Origin of the sequence: Micromonospora sp. NPDC049836, assembly GCF_044465125.1 — a bacterium.
Lineage (GTDB): Bacteria > Actinomycetota > Actinomycetes > Mycobacteriales > Micromonosporaceae > Micromonospora.
Genome location: NZ_JBITLH010000002.1, coordinates 513,812 through 532,615, shown reverse-complemented (window position 1 = coordinate 532,615; position 18,804 = coordinate 513,812). Strand labels below are relative to the sequence as shown.

The following is an 18,804-nucleotide window of genomic DNA, read 5'->3' as shown; positions in this document are numbered from 1 at the left end:
CCAAAGGGGACACGACTGTGAGAAGAACGCCCACCGCGGTGAGCCTGCTCGGCCTGCTGGCCGGGCTGGCCACCGCGCCACCCGCGGCGGCGGCGCCGCCCCGGGCCCAGGGCCCGACCGACCGGGCCGTCACCACCGCCGGCGACAAGGACGGCCTGCACATCCTGGTGGCCGACCAGTCCGACGGGTACGCCTGGCGGACCGCCGCCACGCTGCGCGAGCCCGAGTTCGACACCACCGCGTGGATCGGCGACGCCTGCGTGACCGCCTCCGGCCGACGCGCGGTCGTGGTGTACGCGCCCCGGGAGTTCACCAACACCGACCGGGGCCGCGACGCCGGCGGCTTCGTCGCCGTGGTCGACCTCGGCAGCGGCGCGGTCCGCAAGCTCGCCGAGCGCTCGTCGCTGGCCTACTTCAACCCGGGCTGCGGCGCGGGGGAGGAGGCCACCGTCGCCACCTCCGGCACCAGCACCGCGATCTCCGTGCTCGACGCGGCGACCGGCCGGTCCACCATGCGGGTCACCGTGCCCGGCCAGGTCACCTCGGCCGTCCCGTACGCCGGGCGGATCGCGGCCGTCTCCGGCGACGACCTGGTCGCCGTCGGCCCCGGCGGGGCCGTCCGGGTGCTCGAACGCGCCGCCGGGCAGCCGTTCCGGCTGCACCCGGAGCGCGGCGGCGGCCTGGTCTACGAGGTGGCCGGCGCGCAGGGCACCGCGCAGGTGCGGCGCTGGACCGGTCGGCGCTCCACCGCGCTGGGCTCCGCACCGCTCGGCGAGGTACGGCTGCACGCCAGCGCCGGCCGGGTCTTCGTGACCGGGCCGGCCCGGTCCCGGATCCACGGCGTCGGTGTGACCGCCGTGCCCGGCCCGGTCGACGCGGAACCGTCTAGCACCGGGGCGCTGGTCGTGACCGACGCCGTGCTGCGCAGCCGGGACCGGATCGACGTCGCGGCGACGCGGACCGCCACCGGCGTCACCGACCGCTCCGGCGTACGCCCGGAGGCGCCGCGCCCGGCCGAGGGCGCCGCGCCGTCCCCGGCCCTCGCAGCGGTCGCCGGCGGGGCGCCGAAGCTGCTCGCCACCGACCCGGCCACCGTGCCCTGGGACCCGGACCGCTCCTGTTCGGTGCCCCGCAACGATCCGCAGATCCAGGCGTTCCAGGCCACCGCCGCGCAGGTCGAGTGGGCCGCCGACCTGGCCGTCGCCGGCAAGCTGCTGATCAACCGGCCGGCGAACTGGAAGAACTCGGGGATGCCGAACGCCTGGCAACCGCAGGTGCTCTTCCCGCGGCGCGCGCTGGTCGGCGGCGGTCAGGTGCCGGCCCAGGTGCTGCTCGGCACGCTCGCCCAGGAGTCCAACACCATGCACGCCAGCCCGCACGCGGTGGACGGGCAGAACGGCAACTTCAACCAGGGCGGCTTCTACGGCTGGGGGGACCACTCCAGCTGGAGCAACCCGGACTGCGGGTACGGGGTCGGGCAGGTCACCTCGGGCATGGCGCTGGCCGACGGCGCCAGCCTGTTCACGCCCGTGCAGCAGAAGGCGATCGCCACCGACTACGCGTCCAACGTCGCGGCCTCGCTGAACATGCTGATCGACAAGTGGAACCAGTTGAAGACGGCCGGCATCGTGGTCAACGGCGGCGATCCCCGGTACCTCGAGAACTGGTACTTCGCGGCGTGGGCGTACAACACCGGCGTCCAGCCGAACGGGGCCAACGGCAACACGACCGGCTGCACCCCGTCGCCGTCCTGCACGGACAGCGCGGGCTACTGGGGGCTCGGCTGGGCGAACAACCCGGCCAACCCGAACTACCCGGTGGACCGGGGCACCTTCGACGGCAAGAACGACGAGCACACCAAGCACCCCAACCGCTGGCCCTACCAGGAGAAGGTGCTGGGTTGGGCGTACACGCCGGTGGGCCGCTACAACTACGCGGCGGGCGAGTGGCGGCCCGCGTACACCCGGTCGGCCGGGGAGCCGCACCTGCCCGCGCACGTCGGCGAGTTCTGCGACCCGCAGATCAACCAGTGCCAGCCGGGCGCCGCCACCGACGTCAACGGCAAGGGCGGGGCGGGCCGGTGCCTGCTGGCCAACCTGCACTGCTGGTGGCACGTGCCCTGGCAGTTCGCCTCGTGCACGCCCGCCGAGGGGGAGGCCAGCCCGTGCGGCATCGAGGTGCTCAAGTACGTCGCGGGCGACCCGGAGCCGTCCGCGCCGAACGTCTACCCGGTGGACTGCGACACCAGCGGCTTCCCCGCGGGCACCGCGATCGTCGACGACGTCACCGTCGGCAGCCCGCTGCCCTGCGGCAAGAGTTGGACCGACAGCGGGTCGTTCGCGCTGAACTTCCCGTACACCACCACGGGGGGGTGCACCAGCAACTGCATCCACTACCCGGGCAAGATCGACTTCCATCAGCTGAGCGCCGGCTTCGGCGGGCACCTGTGGTTCGCGCACAGCGCCACGAACACCACGGTGACCGGCACCTGGACCCCGCCGGCGTCGCGGACCGGCTGGACCCGGATCAAGGTGCACGTGCCGCTCAGCGGCGGCACCACCGAGCAGGCCGACTACCTGATCAGGCTGGGCAACGGGCAGGTGCGGCACGGGATGGTCAACCAGTACTGGTGGCAGAACAACTGGGTCGACCTGGGCACCTTCGACCTGGCCGCGGGCGCCTCGGTGAGCCTGAGCAACGCCAGCTCACACGTGGCGGCGAGCAAGGTGGACGGCGGTGACGTGGCGTTCGACGCGATCGCCTTCATCCCGTCCACCCGGCCCGCCGCCCGGTACGTGGCCCTCGGCGACTCCTACTCGTCCGGGGAGGGGAATCCCGGCTACGAGGAGGACACCGTCCGCGACCCGCGCAACAAGTGCCACCGGTCGCTGACGAAGGCGTACCCGAGCATGGTGAAGCTGCCCGGGCACGCCCAGAGCATCGCGACGGAGGCCGCCGCGAACGCGGCCGACTTCCACTTCCTGGCCTGTAGCGGCGCGCAGTCGGTCGACCTGACCCAGGCCGCGGTGACCGTCGGGAACACCGACAACACCATCTGGGGCTGGCCGAACAACTACCACTACGGGGAGGTCAACCAGATCGACGACTCCGGCTGGCTGGACGAGGACACCACACTGGTGACGGTCAGCATCGGCGGCAACGACGTCGACTTCGGTGACATCCTCAGCGCCTGCATCAAGACGTCGGTGAACTGTGTGGCCGAGGACTACGTGCTCACCCGCTCCTGGGGCGACGCCGACCCGAAGACCAACGTGAAGGATCCGCAGCCGCTGATCCGGTACGAGCCGTACCTGGTGGACCGGCTGCAGAGCCACCTGGTCAGCGTCTACGAGCAGATCCACGTCCGGGCGCCGCACGCGAAGATCGTCGTGGTCGGCTACCCGCGGCTGTTCCGCAACTGGTCGCCGGTGCTCTGCCACGGCCTGCTGCCCGAGGTGCAGGCCTGGATGAACGGCATCGCCGACCGGCTCACCCAGAGCATCGCGCTGGCCGTGCAGGTCACCCGCACCGACTACCCGGGGGTGGACATCACCTTCGCCGATCCCACCCTCGCGTTCACCGGTCACGCGGTGTGCGAGGTGGGCGAGGTGCAGTGGATCAACGGGATCGTGCCGAGCGAACAGAGCGGCAGCTTCCATCCCAACAACGGCGGACACGTCGGCTACGCCGACCTGGTCAACACCACCCTGGCCAGCGGCTGAGGAAGCGGCCGGGGGCGTACGGCGGACCGTGCGCCCCCGGCCGTCGGCCCGGAGAACGACGCTGGTGGCGCCCCCGGACGGGAGCGCCACCAGCGTCGGTCGAGGTCAGTACCAAGCCGAGCAGATGACGCCGCCCGCCGGGTAGTCGTAGCAGGCGCGGCTCACGTAGCCGGCGTCGTTCAGCATGACCGTGCGGACGTCGCCGCCGCCGGTCACCGGGTAGGCGTCGGCGTACCCGTACGGGCTCTGCCGCTCTACCCAGAAGTGGACCTCGGAGCCCGAGAGCGCCCACACCGTCCGACAGCGAGCGCTGTAGCGCAGCTGCACGGTGTAGTCGTTGGGACGGCCGGTGGTGGCCCACGCCACCGTCTGCTTGTCGTCGGCGCAGTAGAAGTACGAGGTCGAACTGTTCCAGACCCGGAAGGTCGCCGGGTCCTTGCCCTCGCAGCTCCACCCGCACCCGCTGGTGGCCGCCGCGGCCGGGGCGGCGTTGGCGAGCACGAGGGCGGCGGTCGCGAACAGGGCGGCGGTGAGCCGCCGGAGGCTGGCATGACGCATGTGGATCTCCGTTCCGTGGTCAGTCGAAGTTGGAGATGGTGCCCTCGCTGCCCGGGCAGCTGTTGTAGATCCGCAGGTAGTAGGAGCCGTACAGGCCGCCGATCCAGCTGCCGGCGTGGCCGTTGCGGCTGACGTGCCCATTGCCGACGGTCACCCCGTTGCCGGCGTCCACGACCTTCCAGTCGGCCGAGCAGATCGGGCCGGCGTCGACGCTGTAGTTCAGCCAGTGGCCGGGCGTCTCCGCCGGGATGCTTGTGGTGGTACAGCCGGTGCTGTTGATGTTGTAGCAGTGAGCCGAGTCGTAGCCGGCCAGCGCGGGCGCCGGCAGCGCCAGCGCGCCGGCGGCGATGCCGGCGAGGAGGAGGAGGGGACGACGCATCTGCGCAACTCCTTCGGTCGGGGCGGTCCGGACCGTTGTATCGACGGCCGCCACCGGCGGCCCACCGGTCGGGCCCGGTGCGGTGCCGTTCGGATGCCCGCCGGCGGTCGTCCGCGGGCCGGTCCGGGCGGCGGCGCCGCGGCGGCACGACCCCGCACCTCGTCGGCCGGATCCTCGTCCGCCGGGTGCCGGCCGATCGGGCTCACCCTCGGTGCGCGGCTGTTAGCCTGCGGCAATGTCCGCAGCTCACCAGGAGGCTGAGCCGAGCGACCCTGGTGCCGGGCTCGCCGACACCGGCCGGCTGGCCGCGTTCTGCGACGCCGTCTTCGCGATCGTCATCACGCTGCTGGTGCTGGACCTGCGGGTGCCGGACTTCCACGAGGGCGGGCTGGGTGCGGCACTCCGCTCGGAGGCGCCGTCCTTCCTGGCATTCGTCGTGTCGTTCATCTACGTCGGTGTCCTCTGGCTCAATCACCACGCGCTGCTCCGGCTGGTCCGCGGCACCAATCTCGCGCTCAACTGGATCAACCTCGCCATCCTCTTCGGGGTGGTCAGCATCCCGTTCCCCACCGCGGTCCTGGCCGCGGCGCTCACCGAGGGCGACACCCACGACCTGCGGGTGGCGGTGGTCCTGTACGCCTTCGCGGCGGCGCTGATGTCCGCACCGTGGTTGGTGTTCTTCGGTTACCTGCGCCGGCACCCGGCGCTGCGCGCGAGCCACGTCAGCCAGGACCAGGTCCGGGTGCAGGAGGTGCGCCCGATCACCGGCCTCGTGCTCTTCGGGTTGACCGGGCTGCTCGGCTGGCTCGTGCACCCGCTCTTCGGGCTGATCGGCGTCATTTTGATGATCATCTACCACGGCGTCACCAGCGAAGGCGTTCACGCCGGACTGCTCCGGCGGGGGCCCCGCCGGCGCGGCTGACCGGGGGTGCGGCCTGCCGTTCACGGCATCGTTGAAAATTCCCGGCAGATTGCGTGGGGACGAAAATCAATCACGGCAGCATCTAGTCAAAGCGCTGGTGGCGCTGCTAGCGTCCCCTCGCGACGCCGGTCCGGCGTCGTCCCGCGCCTCGAAGGGATGCCCCCACATGTCTTCTTCGTCCCCCTTCCTCTCCCGCCGGGCCCTGCTTGCCGGTAGCGTCTCCACCGCCTTCGTCGCCCTGACCGGCTGCCGCGCGGCCGTCGACGACGCCGCCACCCCCAGGGCGGCCGGACCGGTGCGCGGCGGCACCCTGCAGCTCGCGGCCAGCGCGGACGCCCAGCCCGGTGCCGTCCTGGCCAACCGGGCGGGCAACTGGATGTGGCGGCGGCTGGTCTTCGAGCCGCTGGCCGAGCTGGACGACCAGCGCCGGCCCCAGCCCGTGCTGGCCAGGAGCTGGACCTTCAACGCCGCCCGCACCAAGCTCGTGATCGAGCTGCGCGACGACGTCACCTTCCACAGCGGCCGGCGGATGACCGCCGAGGACGCCGTCTACTCCCTCGAGCAGGTCAAGGACGCCAGGAACGCGTCGCAGCTGCGGGCCGTGGCGCTCCGGCTGCACGTCGCGGCGACCGGGCCGCACCAGGTGACCGTCAGCATGGACAAGCCCAGCGACAGCCTGTTCGACCTGCTGCACCTGACGCCGATCGTGGACCGGGACACGTTCCCCCGGATCGGGGACGGGAGCGCGGTGATCGGCACCGGGCCGTTCGTGTGGAAGCAGTGGCGCCCCAAGGCCGGCATCACGCTGGAGCGCAACCCGGCGTACCGGGTGCCGGACCGGCCGTACTTCGACAAGGTCGAGGTCTCGGTGATCACCGACCCGACCGCGTTGCAGGCGGCGCTGCGCGGTGGCCGGGCCCACCTGGCCAACGGGCTGACCAGCGTCGACATCGCGGCCCTGCGGTCCGACCGGGCCTTCGCGTTGGAGAACGCCGGTGGCGTGTTCTACCCGCTCGGGCTCAACGTCGCCGCGGCGCCGTTCGACCGCAGGGAGGTCCGGCAGGCCGTCGGCTACGCGCTGGACCGGGAACGGATCAAGAGCCAGGTCTTCGGCGACGACGCGCTCGTCACCGACCTGTGGTGGAGCCCGAACGAGAGCAGCTACCCCAAGAGCCTGTCCGACCACTACCGCCTCGACCTCGACAAGGCCAAGGGGCTGATCGCGCGGGCCGGCGCCACGGGCGCCCGGGTGCCGATCGCGTTCGCCAACCTGCCCACCATGAAGAGCCTCTTCGAGGTGGTGCGCTACAACCTCGAGCAGATCGGCCTGGCGCCCGAGGCCGTCGCGCTGGACACCGCCGAGTACGACGCCCGGCAGGTCGCCGGCACCCTCGGCCCGGCGTTCCTCCTGCTGCACGGCATGGTCGGCTTCTCCGCCGCGACCATCGTCGACGCCATGCCGTCGCTGCGGACCGGCAATCCCTCCCGGTTCGCCGAGCCCCGTTACGACACCCTGAAGGCCGGGCTGCAGCAGGCCGACGACGCCGCCCGGCCGAAGGCACTGGCCGACCTGTCCGAATACCTGCTCGACAGCGCGTTCAGCCACGTGACCGCCGTCGCCCCGCAGTACCACGTCCGCAGCGCCAAGCTGACCGGCCTGACCACCGTGCCGCTGGGCTGCGTCGTCGCCACGGACGCCTACCTGGCGGCCTGAGATGCTGACGTTCCTGCTGCGGCGGCTGCCGTCGCTGGTCGTGGTGCTGCTGGCCAGTTCCGCGATCGCCTTCCTGCTGCCCCGGCTCGCGCCCGGCGACGCGGCCACCACCATCGCCGGGCCGGACGCCGCGCCCGAGGCGGTCGACGCGGTCCGGCACAGCCTGGGCCTCGACCAGTCCCTGCCCAGCCAGTACCTGCACTGGCTGGGCGGGGTGCTCACCGGCGACCTCGGCACCTCCTTCACCACCGGCCGGCCCGTCGCCGAACTGCTCACCGACCGGGCGGCCAGCACGATCGAGCTGGCCGGCGCGGCGGCGCTGCTGATGACCGTCCTCGGCATCGGGCTCGGCGTGCTCGGCGGTGCCCGCCGCAGCCGGCCGGTCCGCGCCGCCGTCGACGCGTTCTCCAGCGCTCTGCTGGCCGCGCCGCCGTTCCTCACCGGCCTGCTGCTGGTGCTCGCGCTCGGGATCGCCCTACCGGTGCTGCCGGCCAGCGGCGAGGTGTCGCTGCTCGACGACCCGGTCATCGGCGCGCAGTACGTGATCATGCCGGCGGTCGCGCTGGCCCTGCCGCAGGCCGCCGCGATCGGCCGGCTCGTGCAGACCGAGATGCGCCGCAGCCGCGGTGAGGAGTTCGTCGACCTGGCCCGGGCCAAGGGGCTCAGCCCGGCGCAGGTGACCCGCCGGCACGTGCTGCGTACCAGCCTCGGCACCGCGGTGGTGGCGATCGGGCTGCGCCTCGGCGAACTGCTCGCCGGCGCGATCGTGGTCGAGGCCGTGTTCGCCCGCAACGGTCTCGGCTCGCTCGCGGTCGCCAGCATGCAGTCCCGCGACTACCTGGTGGTGCAGGTGCTGGTCCTGCTCGCCGTGGCGGTGGCCGCGGTCATCCAGATCCTCACCGAGCTGGTCCTCGCCTGGCTCGACCCGCGCGTCCGGTTGGGGGCGTCATGACCGTGCTCACCACCCGCCCGGGCAGCCGGTACGCCGCCGCGCTGCGCACCCCGCGCGGCCTCGCCGGGCTGCTGCTGGTCGGCGGCCTGGCCCTGCTCGCGCTGCTGGCGCCCGTGCTGGCCCCCGGGGGCTACGACGCCCAGGGCGGCGCCGCCCTGGCGCCCGCGTCCTGGCCGGCCCTGTTCGGCACCGACGAGTTGGGCCGGGACGTCCTGGCCCGCGCGCTGTACGGGCTGCGCACCGACCTCACCCTGGTCGGTCTGGCCGTGCCGGTCAGCGCCGCCCTGGGCACCCTGCTCGGCCTGGCCGGCTTCCTCTCCCGCGGCCTGGGCACGCTGATCCAGCGCTGCCTCGACGTCATCCTCGGCTTCCCCAGCCTCATCCTGGGCATCTGCGTCGCGCTGGTGGTCGGCGCGGGCTGGTGGGCCCTGTTCATCGCGATCGTGATCTACGGTCTGCCCGCGTTCGGCCGGCTGGCCCGCGCCAGCCTGCTCAGCCAGGCGCAGCGGGAGTACGTGCTGGCCGCGGAGATCATGGGCGTGCCCCGGCCGACGATCATGCTGCGGCACATCCTGCCGCACGCCCTGGACCCGGTGATCGTGCAGGTCGCGGTCGGCATGGTCAGCGGCGTCTTCCTGGAGTCGTCGCTGAGCATCGTCGGGCTGGGCATCCAGCCGCCGGAACCGTCGCTGGGCGCGCTGCTCAACACCGGTATGCGGTTCATGACCGCCCAGCAGTGCTACGTGCTCGGCCCGGCGCTGCTGCTGTTGCTGCTGGCCTTCGGCCTGACCCTGATCTCCGACGCGCTCAACGAGGCGGTGCACCCATGACGAGCCCACTGCTGGAGGTCCGCGGCCTGCGGACCCGGTTCGGCGGCACCACCGTCGTGCACGACGTCGACCTCACCGTTCGCCCCGGCAGCATCCTGGGCGTGGTCGGCGAGTCGGGCTCCGGGAAGTCCGTCACCGCCCGCTCGCTCATCCGGCTGCTGCCCGCCCCCGGCGCGGTGGACGGCGGCGAGGTGCGGTTCGCCGGCGAGGACCTGCTGGCCGTGCCGGAGCGGCGGATGCGCCGCATCCGGGGCAACCGGATGGCCATGGTGTTCCAGGACCCGCAGTCCGCGCTCAACCCGGTCCGCACCATCGGCGACCAGGTGACGGAGGCGCTGACCAGCCATGGCATGGCCCGCGGCCCGGCCCGGGCCCGGGCCGCCGAGCTGCTGTCCCTGGTCGGCATCCCCGACGGGCCGGGGCGGATGAGCGACTATCCGCACCAGTTCTCCGGCGGGATGCGGCAACGGGTGGTCATCGCGATCGCCCTGGCCAACGACCCGGACCTGCTCATCGCCGACGAGCCGACCACGGCGCTGGACGTCACCATCCAGGCGCAGATCCTGCGCCTGCTCACCCGGCTCCGCGACGAGCTCGGCATCGCCATCATCATGATCACGCACGACATGGGCGTGGTCGCCGAAATCTGCGACGAGGTCGCCGTGCTCTACGCGGGCCGGGTGGTCGAGCACGGTGCCGTGGCGCGGGTGCTGACCGCCCCGCGGCACCCGTACACCGCGAACCTGCTGCACGCGATGCCCCGGCTGGCGGCGACCCCCGCCGCCCGGCTCGCCGCGATCCCCGGCGCCCCGCCCGACCCGGCCGACCCGCCGGCCGGCTGCGCGTTCGCCCCGCGCTGCGCGCAGGCCACGGCCGAGTGCGACGGGCGGCGACCGCCGCTGCGCCGGGTCGACGACCGCGAGGTGGCCTGCTGGCACGCGGCCGGTACGGCACCGGTGCTCGCCCCCGCCGCCGCGGCGGCGGCCCGCCCACCCGTGGGCGAGGTGGTGCTGCGCGTCGAGGACCTGCGGGTCGACCTGGCCACCCGGCGCCGCCTGGGGCGGGCGCCGCGGCCGGTGTACGCGGTCGACGGCGTCTCCCTGCACGTGGCAGCCGGCGAGACGCTCGGCCTGGTCGGCGAGTCCGGGTGCGGCAAGTCCAGCCTCGCCAGGGCCGTCGTCGGCATCAACCCGGTCAGCGCCGGCACGGTCAGCGTCGACGGCGCGCGGGTGGACCCGGCGGCGGGCGGGACCCGCCGCACGGTCCAGTACGTGTTCCAGGACCCGTACGCCTCGCTCAACCCGCGCCGCACCGTGGGGCAGTCGATCATCGAGGCGCTGCTCGCCGGTGGCGCCCCCGCCGCCGAGACCCGGGACCGCGCCGCGAAGCTGCTGGCCACCGTGGGGCTGAACGCCGCCCACCTGGACCGCTATCCGCACGCCTTCTCCGGCGGGCAGCGGCAGCGGATCGGCATCGCCCGGGCGCTGGCCACCAGTCCCCGGCTGCTGCTGTGCGACGAACCCGTGTCGGCCCTCGACGTGTCGGTGCAGGCCCAGGTCATCAACCTGCTCGCCGACCTGCGCGACGAGCTGGGGCTGGGCTGCCTCTTCATCGCCCACGACCTGGCCGTGGTACGCCACCTGGCCGACCGGGTCGCCGTCATGTACCTGGGCCGCATCATCGAGACCGGACCCGCCGGGGCGGTGTACGACGCGCCCCGGCACCCGTACACGGCCGCGCTGCTCTCCTCGTCGCCCGAACCGGTCCCCGGCCGGCGGCGGGAACGGATCGTGCTCACCGGCGACCTGCCCAGCCCGAGCAACCCCCCGACCGGCTGCCGGTTCCGCACCCGCTGCCCGATCGGGCCGCTGCACCGGCCGGATCGGCAGGTCTGCGTCGAGGTGGATCCACGGCTGGGCGCGGGCGAGCACCAGGCCGCCTGCCACTTCCCCGGGGAGCTCCGGTGACCGACCTGACCCGGCTGCGGGCGACGTACCTCTTCGACCGCAGCCTGTCCGACCTGGACGCCCTCCGTCCGCTGCTGCGCCGGGCCGCGACCGCCGGGATCACCACACTGGTGACCAAGGCGGCCGCGGTCACCGGCCCGCTCGTGCGGCTCTGCCACGACCACGGGCTGCGGGTGCTGGGCAGCGTGCCGTGCCTGAGCGACCACGCGGACCCGCTCGACCGCCCGGACCTGCGTCCGGTCGACCAGCACGGCGGGTGGGCCCGGATGGAGTGGTACACCGGGCTCATTCCCACCGACGCCGGCTACGCCGACGACCTGACCCGTCGCTGTGCGCGGCTGGCCGCCGAACCGGGTCTGGACGGGCTGCTCCTGGACTTCCTCCGCTGGCCGCTGCACTGGGAACTGGAGCTGCGGCCGGGCGCCGTGCCGCGCGAATCCTCCTTCGACCCCACCACCCTGGCCGCGTTCACCCGGGCCACCGGGGAACGGTTGCCCGCCGCCCGGCCGGCCGCCGTCGCGCTGCTGCTCGGGCCCCTGCGCACCGAGTGGTACGCGTTCCGCACCCGGGTGATCAGCGACCTGGCCGCCCGGCTCGCCGCCGCGATCCGGACCGTCCGTCCGGACGCGACGGTCGGCATGTTCCTGGTGCCCGGCGACGCCGGCCAGCGGGCGCTGGTCGGGCAGGACGTGGCCGCGCTCGGGGAGCACGTCGACGGGTTCCTGGTCATGACGTACCACGGCATCGTGGCCCGGCCACCGTCCTGGATCGCGGCCACCGTCGCCGACCTCGCCGCGCGGACCAGCCGGCCGGTGGTGCCGATGCTGCAGACCACCGCCGACCGGCGGGTGGCCCGGGGCGCCGACTGGGGTGGCCCGCTGGACGCCGCCGGGTTCGCCGCCGCGCTGGCCCGGGCGCCGGGCCCGCTCTGCCTGTTTCCCGCCGAAGGCATGGATGATCCCCGATGGCGTCTGCTCGCCACGACGCCCGCCGCCGACCCGAGGAGCCTGTGATGACCGTCGACGTACTCGCCCGCCTGCGCGGTCAGCTGTCCCACCTGCCCCGCGCGGAGCAGGCCATCGCCCGGGTGGTCCTGGACGCCCCGGGCGCCGCCGCTGAGCTGACCATCTCCGAGCTGGCCCAGGCCGCCGGCACGTCGGAGACGACGGTGACCCGGTTCTGCCGCAACATCGGCCTGCGTGGCTACCCGCAGCTGCGGCTGCACCTGGCCGCCGAGGCGGAGCGGCAGCGCAGCGACGCCCGCCCTGACGTCAACCTCGCCGGCGACATCACCCCGGGCGACAGCACCGCCGAGGTCATCCGCAAGGTCGGGTACGCCGACGCCCGCGCGGTCGAGGACACCGTGGCCCGCCTCGACATCGCGGCCCTGGACAAGCTGGTCGAGGCGATCGACGCCGCCGGCCGGGTCGACGTCTACGGCGTCGGGTCCAGCGCCAGCGTGGCCGCCGACGCCGCGCAGAAGCTGTCCCGGATCGGGCACTTCGCCGCCGCCTGGTCCGACCCGCACGCGGCGCTGATGAGCGCCTCCAACATCCGTCCTGGCGACGTGGCGATCGCGCTGACCCACTCCGGCCGTACCCGGGACATCCTCGACGTGCTCGCCGAGGTCCGCCGGCGCGGCGGCACCGTCGCGGTGATCACCAGCAATCCCGAGTCGCCGGCCGCCGTGGCCGCCGACGTCGTACTGGTCACCGCGGCCCGGGAGACCACCTTCCGCAACGGCGGCACGGTGTCGCGCACCGCCCAGCTCACCGTCGTCGACTGCCTGTTCGTCCTGCTCGCCAAGCACCGCTACGAGGAGTCGCTCGAGGCGATGGAGCGCGCGCACGACGCGGTGCGCGGCCGCGCGCTGCCCATGGAGAGGGATCCACGATGAGCACCACCGCCGACGCCGTGCGGGTCGCGTCACCCACCGAGACCCGCAATCCGCGCACCCTCGACATCGACCGGCTCGACACCCTCACGCTGCTGCGGACCCTGCACGCCGAGGACGCGCGGGTGCCCGCCGCCGTCGCCGCGGCGCTGCCCCGGCTGGCCGAGGCGGTCGACCTGGCCGTGACCGCGCTGCGCCGCGGTGGCCGGATCCACTACTTCGGCGCCGGCTCGTCCGGTCGCTTCGGCGTGCTCGACGCCGCCGAGGTGCCGCCCACCTACGGCCTGCCGCCCGGCCGGTTCGTCGCGCATCTGGCCGGCGGCGACCGGGCCATGACCGCCGCGGTGGAGAGCGTCGAGGACTCCGCCGAGGCCGGCGGCGCCGCCGCCGGCGGCCTCACCGCCCTCGACGTCGCGGTCGGCCTCACCGCCAGCGGCCGTACCCCCTACGTGGCCGGCGCCCTGCGCGCCGCGCGCACCCGCGGCGCGCGTACCGTTCTGGTCAGCGGCAATCCGGCCGCCCCGCTCGACGACCTGGCCGATGTGCACATCGCCGTCGAGACCGGCCCGGAAGCGGTGATGGGGTCCACCCGGATGAAGGCCGGGACCGCGCAGAAGCTGGTGCTGCACACCTTCTCCACGGCGACGATGGTGCGGCTCGGGCGCACCTACTCCAACCTCATGGTCGACGTCGTCGCCACCAACGCCAAGCTGCGGGGGCGGGTACTGACCACCCTGGTCGCCGCCACCGGCGTCGAGGAGGCCACCGCCCGGCAGGCGCTCGCGGCCGCCGGTGGGGACCTCAAGGTCGCGATCGTCACCGTGCTCACCGGCACCGACGCCGCCACCGCCCGGGACCGCCTCGACGCGGCCGGCGGCCACGTCCGGCGCGCCCTCGGCCGATGACCGGCCACGTCCTCGGCTTCGACGTCGGCGGGACGGGGGTGCGGGGCAGTCTGGGCCGCCTCACCGCCACCGGGGTCGAACGCGTCGCCACCCACCGGCACCCGACCCCGGTCCGGATGGGACCGGACGGGGTGGACGGCGCCACCGTGCTGCGCGCCGTGACGGCGACAGCGGCCGCGCTGCTGCCCGCGGGCGCGACCGCCGCCGTGACCGTCATCGGCTGCACCGGGGCGACGCTGCTGGGCGACGCCCTGCGCCGGGAACTGCCCGGTCTGCGCCCCGCCGGGCGGCTGCTGCTCTGCTCCGACGTGCTCACCTCGTACGTCGGTGCCGTGGGCCTCGGCGGGGGAGCGGTGGTCGCCGCCGGGACCGGGGCGGTCGCCCTGGGCAGCGACGGCCGCGGCGCCTGGCGGCGCGCCGACGGCTACGGCGTCCTGCTCGGCGACGTCGGCGGCGGCGCCTGGATCGGTCGTGCCGCCGTCGACGCCGCGCTGCGCGCCCGCGACGGCCGCCCCGGCGGCTCCGCCGCCCTGCTGGCCGCGCTGCACGACCGCTACGGCGACCCCCGCTCGCTCGTCCACGCGGTGACCACCCGGGCGGAGCGGGGCGCGCTGCTGGCCTCGTTCGCCCCGGACGTGGCGGCCCTCGCCGCCACCGACCGCATCGCGCACCGGATCCTGCGGGCCGCCGGCCGGCACCTGGCCGACACCCTGCTCGCGGCGCTGCCCCCCGGCGCGCCGGCGGTCGTCGCGGCCACCGGGAACCTGCTGCGCGCCGGTCCGCCGCTCAGCACGGCCCTCACCCGGCGGGTCGCCGCCCGCGCGCCGCACCTGGCGCTGCGCACCGCCCTGGACACCTCCATCGACGGCGCGGTCACCCTCGCCGCCGCCGTCGTACGGGACGCGCCGCCACCCGGCGCGGAGCTCACCGAGCTCACCCCCGCCGGGACCGCCCCCGGTTCCCGGCCGACCCCCACGGCGGTCTGACCGCCGCCAGCACCGATGAAGGGCCGGCCGTACCGCGGACCGGCCCCGCACGGACCCCGTCCGGGCCGCGCCGGGACGCATCCATGACGGGCTTCCGCCACGGCGGAACTCCGCCGTGCTCGCCGGCGCTGCCTCCGCCATCGAACTGTCAGGATCCTGGCGCACCTTCTGGTCGCCGAAAGGAAGCTCACGATGCCCACACCCTCGCTCCGGCGACGGGCCGTCACCCTCGGCCTGGCCGGCGCGGTCATCCTCGCCGCTTCGACCATGTCCGCCCCGCCCCCGGCCGCGGCGGGCACCGACCTGCCCCTCGGCAGCCGCCCCGCGGCCGGTACCCAGGTCACCCTCATCAGCGGGGACCGGGCGCTGGTGGGTACGGATCCGGCCGGCCGGCCGACCGCCACCGTCCTGCCCGGACCGCACGCCGATCCGGGCGGCTACCTGACCCGCGCCTTCCAGGGCGACGTCTACGTGCTCCCGTCCGTCGCGCTGCCCCTGATCAACGCCGGACGGTTGGACGAGGAACTGTTCAACGTCACGGAGCTGGTGCGGCAGGGCTACGACGACCGGTCCACCGCCACCCTGCCGCTGCTGGCGACCTACGGGGGAGCCGTGACGCGGACCCGGCAGGCGCCCCAGCCGCCCGACGGCGCGGACGTGGTCTCGACGCTGCCGGTGGCCGACGCGGTGGCTCTCTCCGTCGAGAAGCGGGACACCGCCCGGTTCTGGCAGGACCTGACCGACGCCGACGGGCCGCGGATCGCGAAGCTCTGGCTCGACGGGCGGGTCACCGCGGACCTGGCCGAGAGCACCGCGCAGATCAACGCGCCGACGGCGTGGGCCGCCGGGTTCGACGGCACCGGGACCACGGTGGCCGTGCTGGACAGCGGCTACGACGCCACCCACCCCGACCTGGCCGGCCAGGTCGTCGACGCGAAGAACTTCACCACCGACGCCGGCGGCGCGGTGGACCAGCACGGGCACGGCACGCACGTCGCCTCCACCGTGGCCGGCACCGGCGCGGCGTCCGGCGGCGCCGAGAAGGGCGTCGCGCCCGGGGCCAAGCTGCTCATCGGCAAGGTCCTCGACCGGGCCGGCAACGGCCAGGAGTCGTGGATCATCGCCGGCATGCAGTGGGCCGTCGACAAGGGCGCGGACGTGGTCAACATGAGCCTGGGCGGCAGCGTCGGCACCGACTGCACCGACCCGATCGGCGTCGCGGCCCAGCGGCTCACCGCCCAGGCCGACACGCTCTTCGTCCTGGCGGCCGGCAACTCCGGCCCGGGCGCGCGTACGCTCGGCTCGCCCGCGTGCGCCGACGCGGCACTGACCGTGGCCGCCGTCGACGCGGCGGGCGCCACCGCGCCCTTCTCGAGCCGCGGTCCGGTGACCGGCTCGCACCGGGTGAAGCCGGAGATCGCCGCCCCCGGCGTGGCGGTCCGCGCCGCCCGCAACGGCGGCGGCACGAGCGACCCCTACGTCGCCATGTCCGGCACGTCGATGGCCGCCCCGCACGTGGCCGGCGTCGCCGCGCTGGTCACCCAGCGCCACCCGGCGATGAGCGCCCAGCGGCGCAAGGCCCTGCTGGTCTCCTCGGTCGCGCCGGGCGCGAGCGGCGGCGTGTACGCGCAGGGCGCCGGCGTGGTCGACGCGTACCGCGCGGTCACCGCCGAGGTGTCCGGACCGGGCACCGTCGACGCGGGCTCGTTCGCCTGGCCGCACCTGCACCAGCAGCCCGCCACCACGACGGTGACCCTCACCAGCGACGGCGACACCCCGGTCACCCTCGCGCTGTCGATCGAGGGTGCCACGGGTGAGGACGGCGCCCCGCTGGCCCGCCGGACGCTGACCACCGGGCTCGACTCGATGACCGTGCCGGCGCACGGCACGGCCGACGTCCCGGTGGTCCTCGACCCGGCCGTCCGGCAGAGCGCGTCGGGGTACGGCACGGTCGGCGGGCGCCTGGTCGCCCGGGCCGGCGACGGCACCACGGTCACCACCGCGATCGGCGCCTGGCTGGAGCCGCACACCGTCACCGTCGGCCTGCACCTGGTCGACCGCCGTGGCCAGGCGCCGGCCACGCCCTCCTTCGTCGACGTGGTCGACATCGACCGGCTCACCGCCCAGCGCCTCACCACCTTCACCAGCGACCCGGTGCTGCGGCTGCGCGAGGGCCGCTACTCGATCGCCGCGCTCATCGCGAGCCGCGACGAGGGCACCACGGGGGAGGCGGGCCTGGTCAAGTCGATCACCTTCATGGGCGACCCCGACCTGGTCGTCAACCACGACGACACGGACCGGACCATCACCTACGACGCCCGCACGGCGGTACGCCAGAAGGTCGACGGCGAGCGGCCGATGGAGGCGCAGAACACCACGATGCAGTACGGCCGCTGGTGGGACTCCGCCTACCTGTCGGCCGCGTACACCGGCGGCACGTCGGTCGACGAGGTGTACGTCGGGCGGACCACCCCGGTGCGCTCGGGTGGCTTCGAACTGGACACCCTCTACCGGATGTCCGCCCCCGAGCTGGACCTGCGTACCAGCGGTGGGCTCACGCTGCGGCCGGAATACCTGGTCGCCCCGTTCACCCAGCCGGCCGCGGCGGTGAAACTGGACGGCCGTGGCTCGGCCCCGCTGGCCTTCGCGGGCGCGGGCACCGCGGCGGAGGTGGCCGCCGCCGACGTGGCGGGCAAGGTCGTGCTGGTGGATGACGCGGCGAACCCGACGGCCGTGCTCTCGGCCGCGGCGAGCGCCGGTGCCCGGGCCGTGCTGTTCAGCCACGACGGCGCGGGTCGCTGGATCGCCGCCGCGGCGGGCAACACCATCCCCGGGATGACCGTCAGCGCGGCCGAGGCCACGGCGCTGCGGCAGGCACTGGCCGGCGGAGCGGTCACCCTCGAATGGACCGCCGTGGCGGCCAGCCCGTACGTCTACAACCTGGCGTTCGTCGACGACGGCATGACCCGCCCCGACGTGGTCCGGCACGTCCGCGACCGCGACCTCGGTCGGGTCGACGAGACGGTCTACTCGATGCGTACCGACCGGGCGGTGCTGGAGGTCGTGCAGGCCTACCGGCCGTCGTTCCCGACGGTCGCCGCGATGACCTCCGTGCCGATGCGCGCCCCGTTCACCCGCGCCACCTACTTCACCGCGGACCAACGGTGGCGGCAGTTCGTCGGGGGCGCGGGAGTGTTCGACGAGTACCTGTCCGACGTGCCGCGCAGCTACGCCGCGGGGTCGGTGCGCCGGGCGCAGTGGTACCGGGGACCGGTGCGCTCGGTCGGCACCCGCCGCGCCGACCTGTCCCCGGAGCACGTCGGCGAGCGGCAGCAGGATCTGATCGGCATCGCGATGCTGCCCTTCGGGGACAGCGACCCCGACCACTACAGCGGTGGCGGCGCCTTCGGGGACGCCGGCAACGTGCAGGTCTTCCGCGACGGCGCACAGGTCGGCTCCTCGCCGTTCCCGTCCGGGGCGTGGTCGGTGCCGGACGAGGCCGCCGACTACGAGCTGCGGGTGACCACGATGCGGTTCAACCCCGGCCCGCCGTACCACCCGAACTGGAACCTGTTCCACCGCACGGAGACCTCGTTCCGGTTCCGCTCCCAGCGGCCCGCCGACGACGGGGTGCACGCGCTGCCGCTGCTGGTGCCGTCGTACGACATCCCCGTGGACGAGCGCAATCTCGCGCCGGCGAGCGCGGACTTCGCCGTCGGCTTCGGCGCGGCGGGGCAGCGCGACTACGACGCGGGCCGGATCGTCGGCGCCCGGATGTGGGTCTCCTTCGACAGCGGCACGACCTGGTCGGCGGTGCCGGTGGCGGAGCGCGGCTCCGGGTTCACCGCCCGCGTCGACCAGTCCGGCCAGGCGGGCCGGGACGCGTCGCTGCGGGTGGAGCTCACCGACGAGCACGGCAGCAGCGTGCAGCAGACCCTGATCAAGGCGTACGGGGTGCGGTAGCCGCCGCGGCGG

General features: G+C 74.4%; 13 protein-coding genes. 11 read left to right on the top strand and 2 right to left on the bottom strand.

Annotation, left to right across the window (positions count from 1 at the left end):
* Positions 1-17 precede the first annotated feature (17 nt).
* Positions 18-3,722, top strand: coding sequence for an SGNH/GDSL hydrolase family protein (locus tag ACIBPB_RS06305; protein WP_396838496.1), 3,705 nt, complete (start codon positions 18-20; stop codon positions 3,720-3,722).
* Between the two features lie 105 nt (positions 3,723-3,827).
* Here ACIBPB_RS06305 and ACIBPB_RS06300 read toward each other — a convergent pair whose 3' ends face one another.
* Together ACIBPB_RS06300 and ACIBPB_RS06295 are read right to left on the bottom strand one after the other, a co-directional pair.
* Positions 3,828-4,280 (bottom strand): DUF2690 domain-containing protein, encoded by a 453-nt coding sequence (locus tag ACIBPB_RS06300; protein WP_357312954.1) that lies wholly within the window; start codon positions 4,278-4,280, stop codon positions 3,828-3,830.
* 19 nt (positions 4,281-4,299) lie between these two features.
* Positions 4,300-4,659 (bottom strand): hypothetical protein, encoded by a 360-nt coding sequence (locus ACIBPB_RS06295; protein ID WP_396838495.1) that lies wholly within the window; start codon positions 4,657-4,659, stop codon positions 4,300-4,302.
* Between the two features lie 235 nt (positions 4,660-4,894).
* On the opposite strand from ACIBPB_RS06295, the gene ACIBPB_RS06290 reads away from it, so the two are divergent.
* From ACIBPB_RS06290 to ACIBPB_RS06245, 10 genes are all read left to right on the top strand, one after another.
* Positions 4,895-5,581 carry a TMEM175 family protein gene (locus ACIBPB_RS06290; RefSeq protein WP_396838494.1) on the top strand — a complete coding sequence of 229 codons (687 nt, stop codon included), beginning with the start codon at positions 4,895-4,897 and terminating at the stop codon, positions 5,579-5,581.
* Between the two features lie 166 nt (positions 5,582-5,747).
* Positions 5,748-7,295, top strand: coding sequence for an ABC transporter substrate-binding protein (locus ACIBPB_RS06285; RefSeq protein ID WP_396838493.1), 1,548 nt, complete (start codon positions 5,748-5,750; stop codon positions 7,293-7,295).
* A gap of 1 nt (position 7,296) precedes the next feature.
* Positions 7,297-8,247: an ABC transporter permease gene (locus ACIBPB_RS06280; protein ID WP_396838492.1), complete on the top strand. Its 951-nt coding sequence runs from the start codon at positions 7,297-7,299 to the stop codon at positions 8,245-8,247.
* Positions 8,244-9,077: an ABC transporter permease gene (locus tag ACIBPB_RS06275; RefSeq protein WP_396838491.1), complete on the top strand. Its 834-nt coding sequence runs from the start codon at positions 8,244-8,246 to the stop codon at positions 9,075-9,077. The genes ACIBPB_RS06280 and ACIBPB_RS06275 overlap by 4 nt, the downstream gene beginning before the upstream one ends.
* Complete coding sequence (locus ACIBPB_RS06270) at positions 9,074-11,044, top strand: dipeptide ABC transporter ATP-binding protein (RefSeq protein ID WP_396838489.1); 1,971 nt, start codon at positions 9,074-9,076, stop codon at positions 11,042-11,044. The genes ACIBPB_RS06275 and ACIBPB_RS06270 overlap by 4 nt, the downstream gene beginning before the upstream one ends.
* Positions 11,041-12,057, top strand: coding sequence for a hypothetical protein (locus ACIBPB_RS06265; protein ID WP_396838488.1), 1,017 nt, complete (start codon positions 11,041-11,043; stop codon positions 12,055-12,057). The genes ACIBPB_RS06270 and ACIBPB_RS06265 overlap by 4 nt, the downstream gene beginning before the upstream one ends.
* Positions 12,057-12,941 carry a MurR/RpiR family transcriptional regulator gene (locus ACIBPB_RS06260; RefSeq protein WP_396838487.1) on the top strand — a complete coding sequence of 295 codons (885 nt, stop codon included), beginning with the start codon at positions 12,057-12,059 and terminating at the stop codon, positions 12,939-12,941. The genes ACIBPB_RS06265 and ACIBPB_RS06260 overlap by 1 nt, the downstream gene beginning before the upstream one ends.
* The gene (gene murQ, locus ACIBPB_RS06255; protein WP_396838486.1) at positions 12,938-13,843 is read left to right on the top strand and encodes an N-acetylmuramic acid 6-phosphate etherase; all 906 of its coding nucleotides are present in this window, start codon (positions 12,938-12,940) and stop codon (positions 13,841-13,843) included. Before ACIBPB_RS06260 ends, murQ begins: the two co-directional genes overlap by 4 nt.
* Positions 13,840-14,829 carry a BadF/BadG/BcrA/BcrD ATPase family protein gene (locus ACIBPB_RS06250; RefSeq protein ID WP_396838485.1) on the top strand — a complete coding sequence of 330 codons (990 nt, stop codon included), beginning with the start codon at positions 13,840-13,842 and terminating at the stop codon, positions 14,827-14,829. Before murQ ends, ACIBPB_RS06250 begins: the two co-directional genes overlap by 4 nt.
* 192 nt (positions 14,830-15,021) lie before the next feature.
* Entirely contained in the window at positions 15,022-18,792 is a 3,771-nt protein-coding gene (locus ACIBPB_RS06245) for a S8 family peptidase (protein WP_396838484.1), read from the top strand.
* Positions 18,793-18,804 lie beyond the last annotated feature (12 nt).

Coding starts and splice junctions, on each gene's coding strand:
- ACIBPB_RS06300 (WP_357312954.1), bottom strand. CDS start 4,280: ATGCGTCATGCCAGCCTCCGGCGGCTCACCGCCGCCCTGTTCGCGACC.
- ACIBPB_RS06295 (WP_396838495.1), bottom strand. CDS start 4,659: ATGCGTCGTCCCCTCCTCCTCCTCGCCGGCATCGCCGCCGGCGCGCTG.
- ACIBPB_RS06290 (WP_396838494.1), top strand. CDS start 4,895: ATGTCCGCAGCTCACCAGGAGGCTGAGCCGAGCGACCCTGGTGCCGGG.
- ACIBPB_RS06285 (WP_396838493.1), top strand. CDS start 5,748: ATGTCTTCTTCGTCCCCCTTCCTCTCCCGCCGGGCCCTGCTTGCCGGT.
- ACIBPB_RS06280 (WP_396838492.1), top strand. CDS start 7,297: ATGCTGACGTTCCTGCTGCGGCGGCTGCCGTCGCTGGTCGTGGTGCTG.
- ACIBPB_RS06275 (WP_396838491.1), top strand. CDS start 8,244: ATGACCGTGCTCACCACCCGCCCGGGCAGCCGGTACGCCGCCGCGCTG.
- ACIBPB_RS06270 (WP_396838489.1), top strand. CDS start 9,074: ATGACGAGCCCACTGCTGGAGGTCCGCGGCCTGCGGACCCGGTTCGGC.
- ACIBPB_RS06260 (WP_396838487.1), top strand. CDS start 12,057: ATGACCGTCGACGTACTCGCCCGCCTGCGCGGTCAGCTGTCCCACCTG.
- murQ (WP_396838486.1), top strand. CDS start 12,938: ATGAGCACCACCGCCGACGCCGTGCGGGTCGCGTCACCCACCGAGACC.
- ACIBPB_RS06250 (WP_396838485.1), top strand. CDS start 13,840: ATGACCGGCCACGTCCTCGGCTTCGACGTCGGCGGGACGGGGGTGCGG.
- ACIBPB_RS06245 (WP_396838484.1), top strand. CDS start 15,022: ATGCCCACACCCTCGCTCCGGCGACGGGCCGTCACCCTCGGCCTGGCC.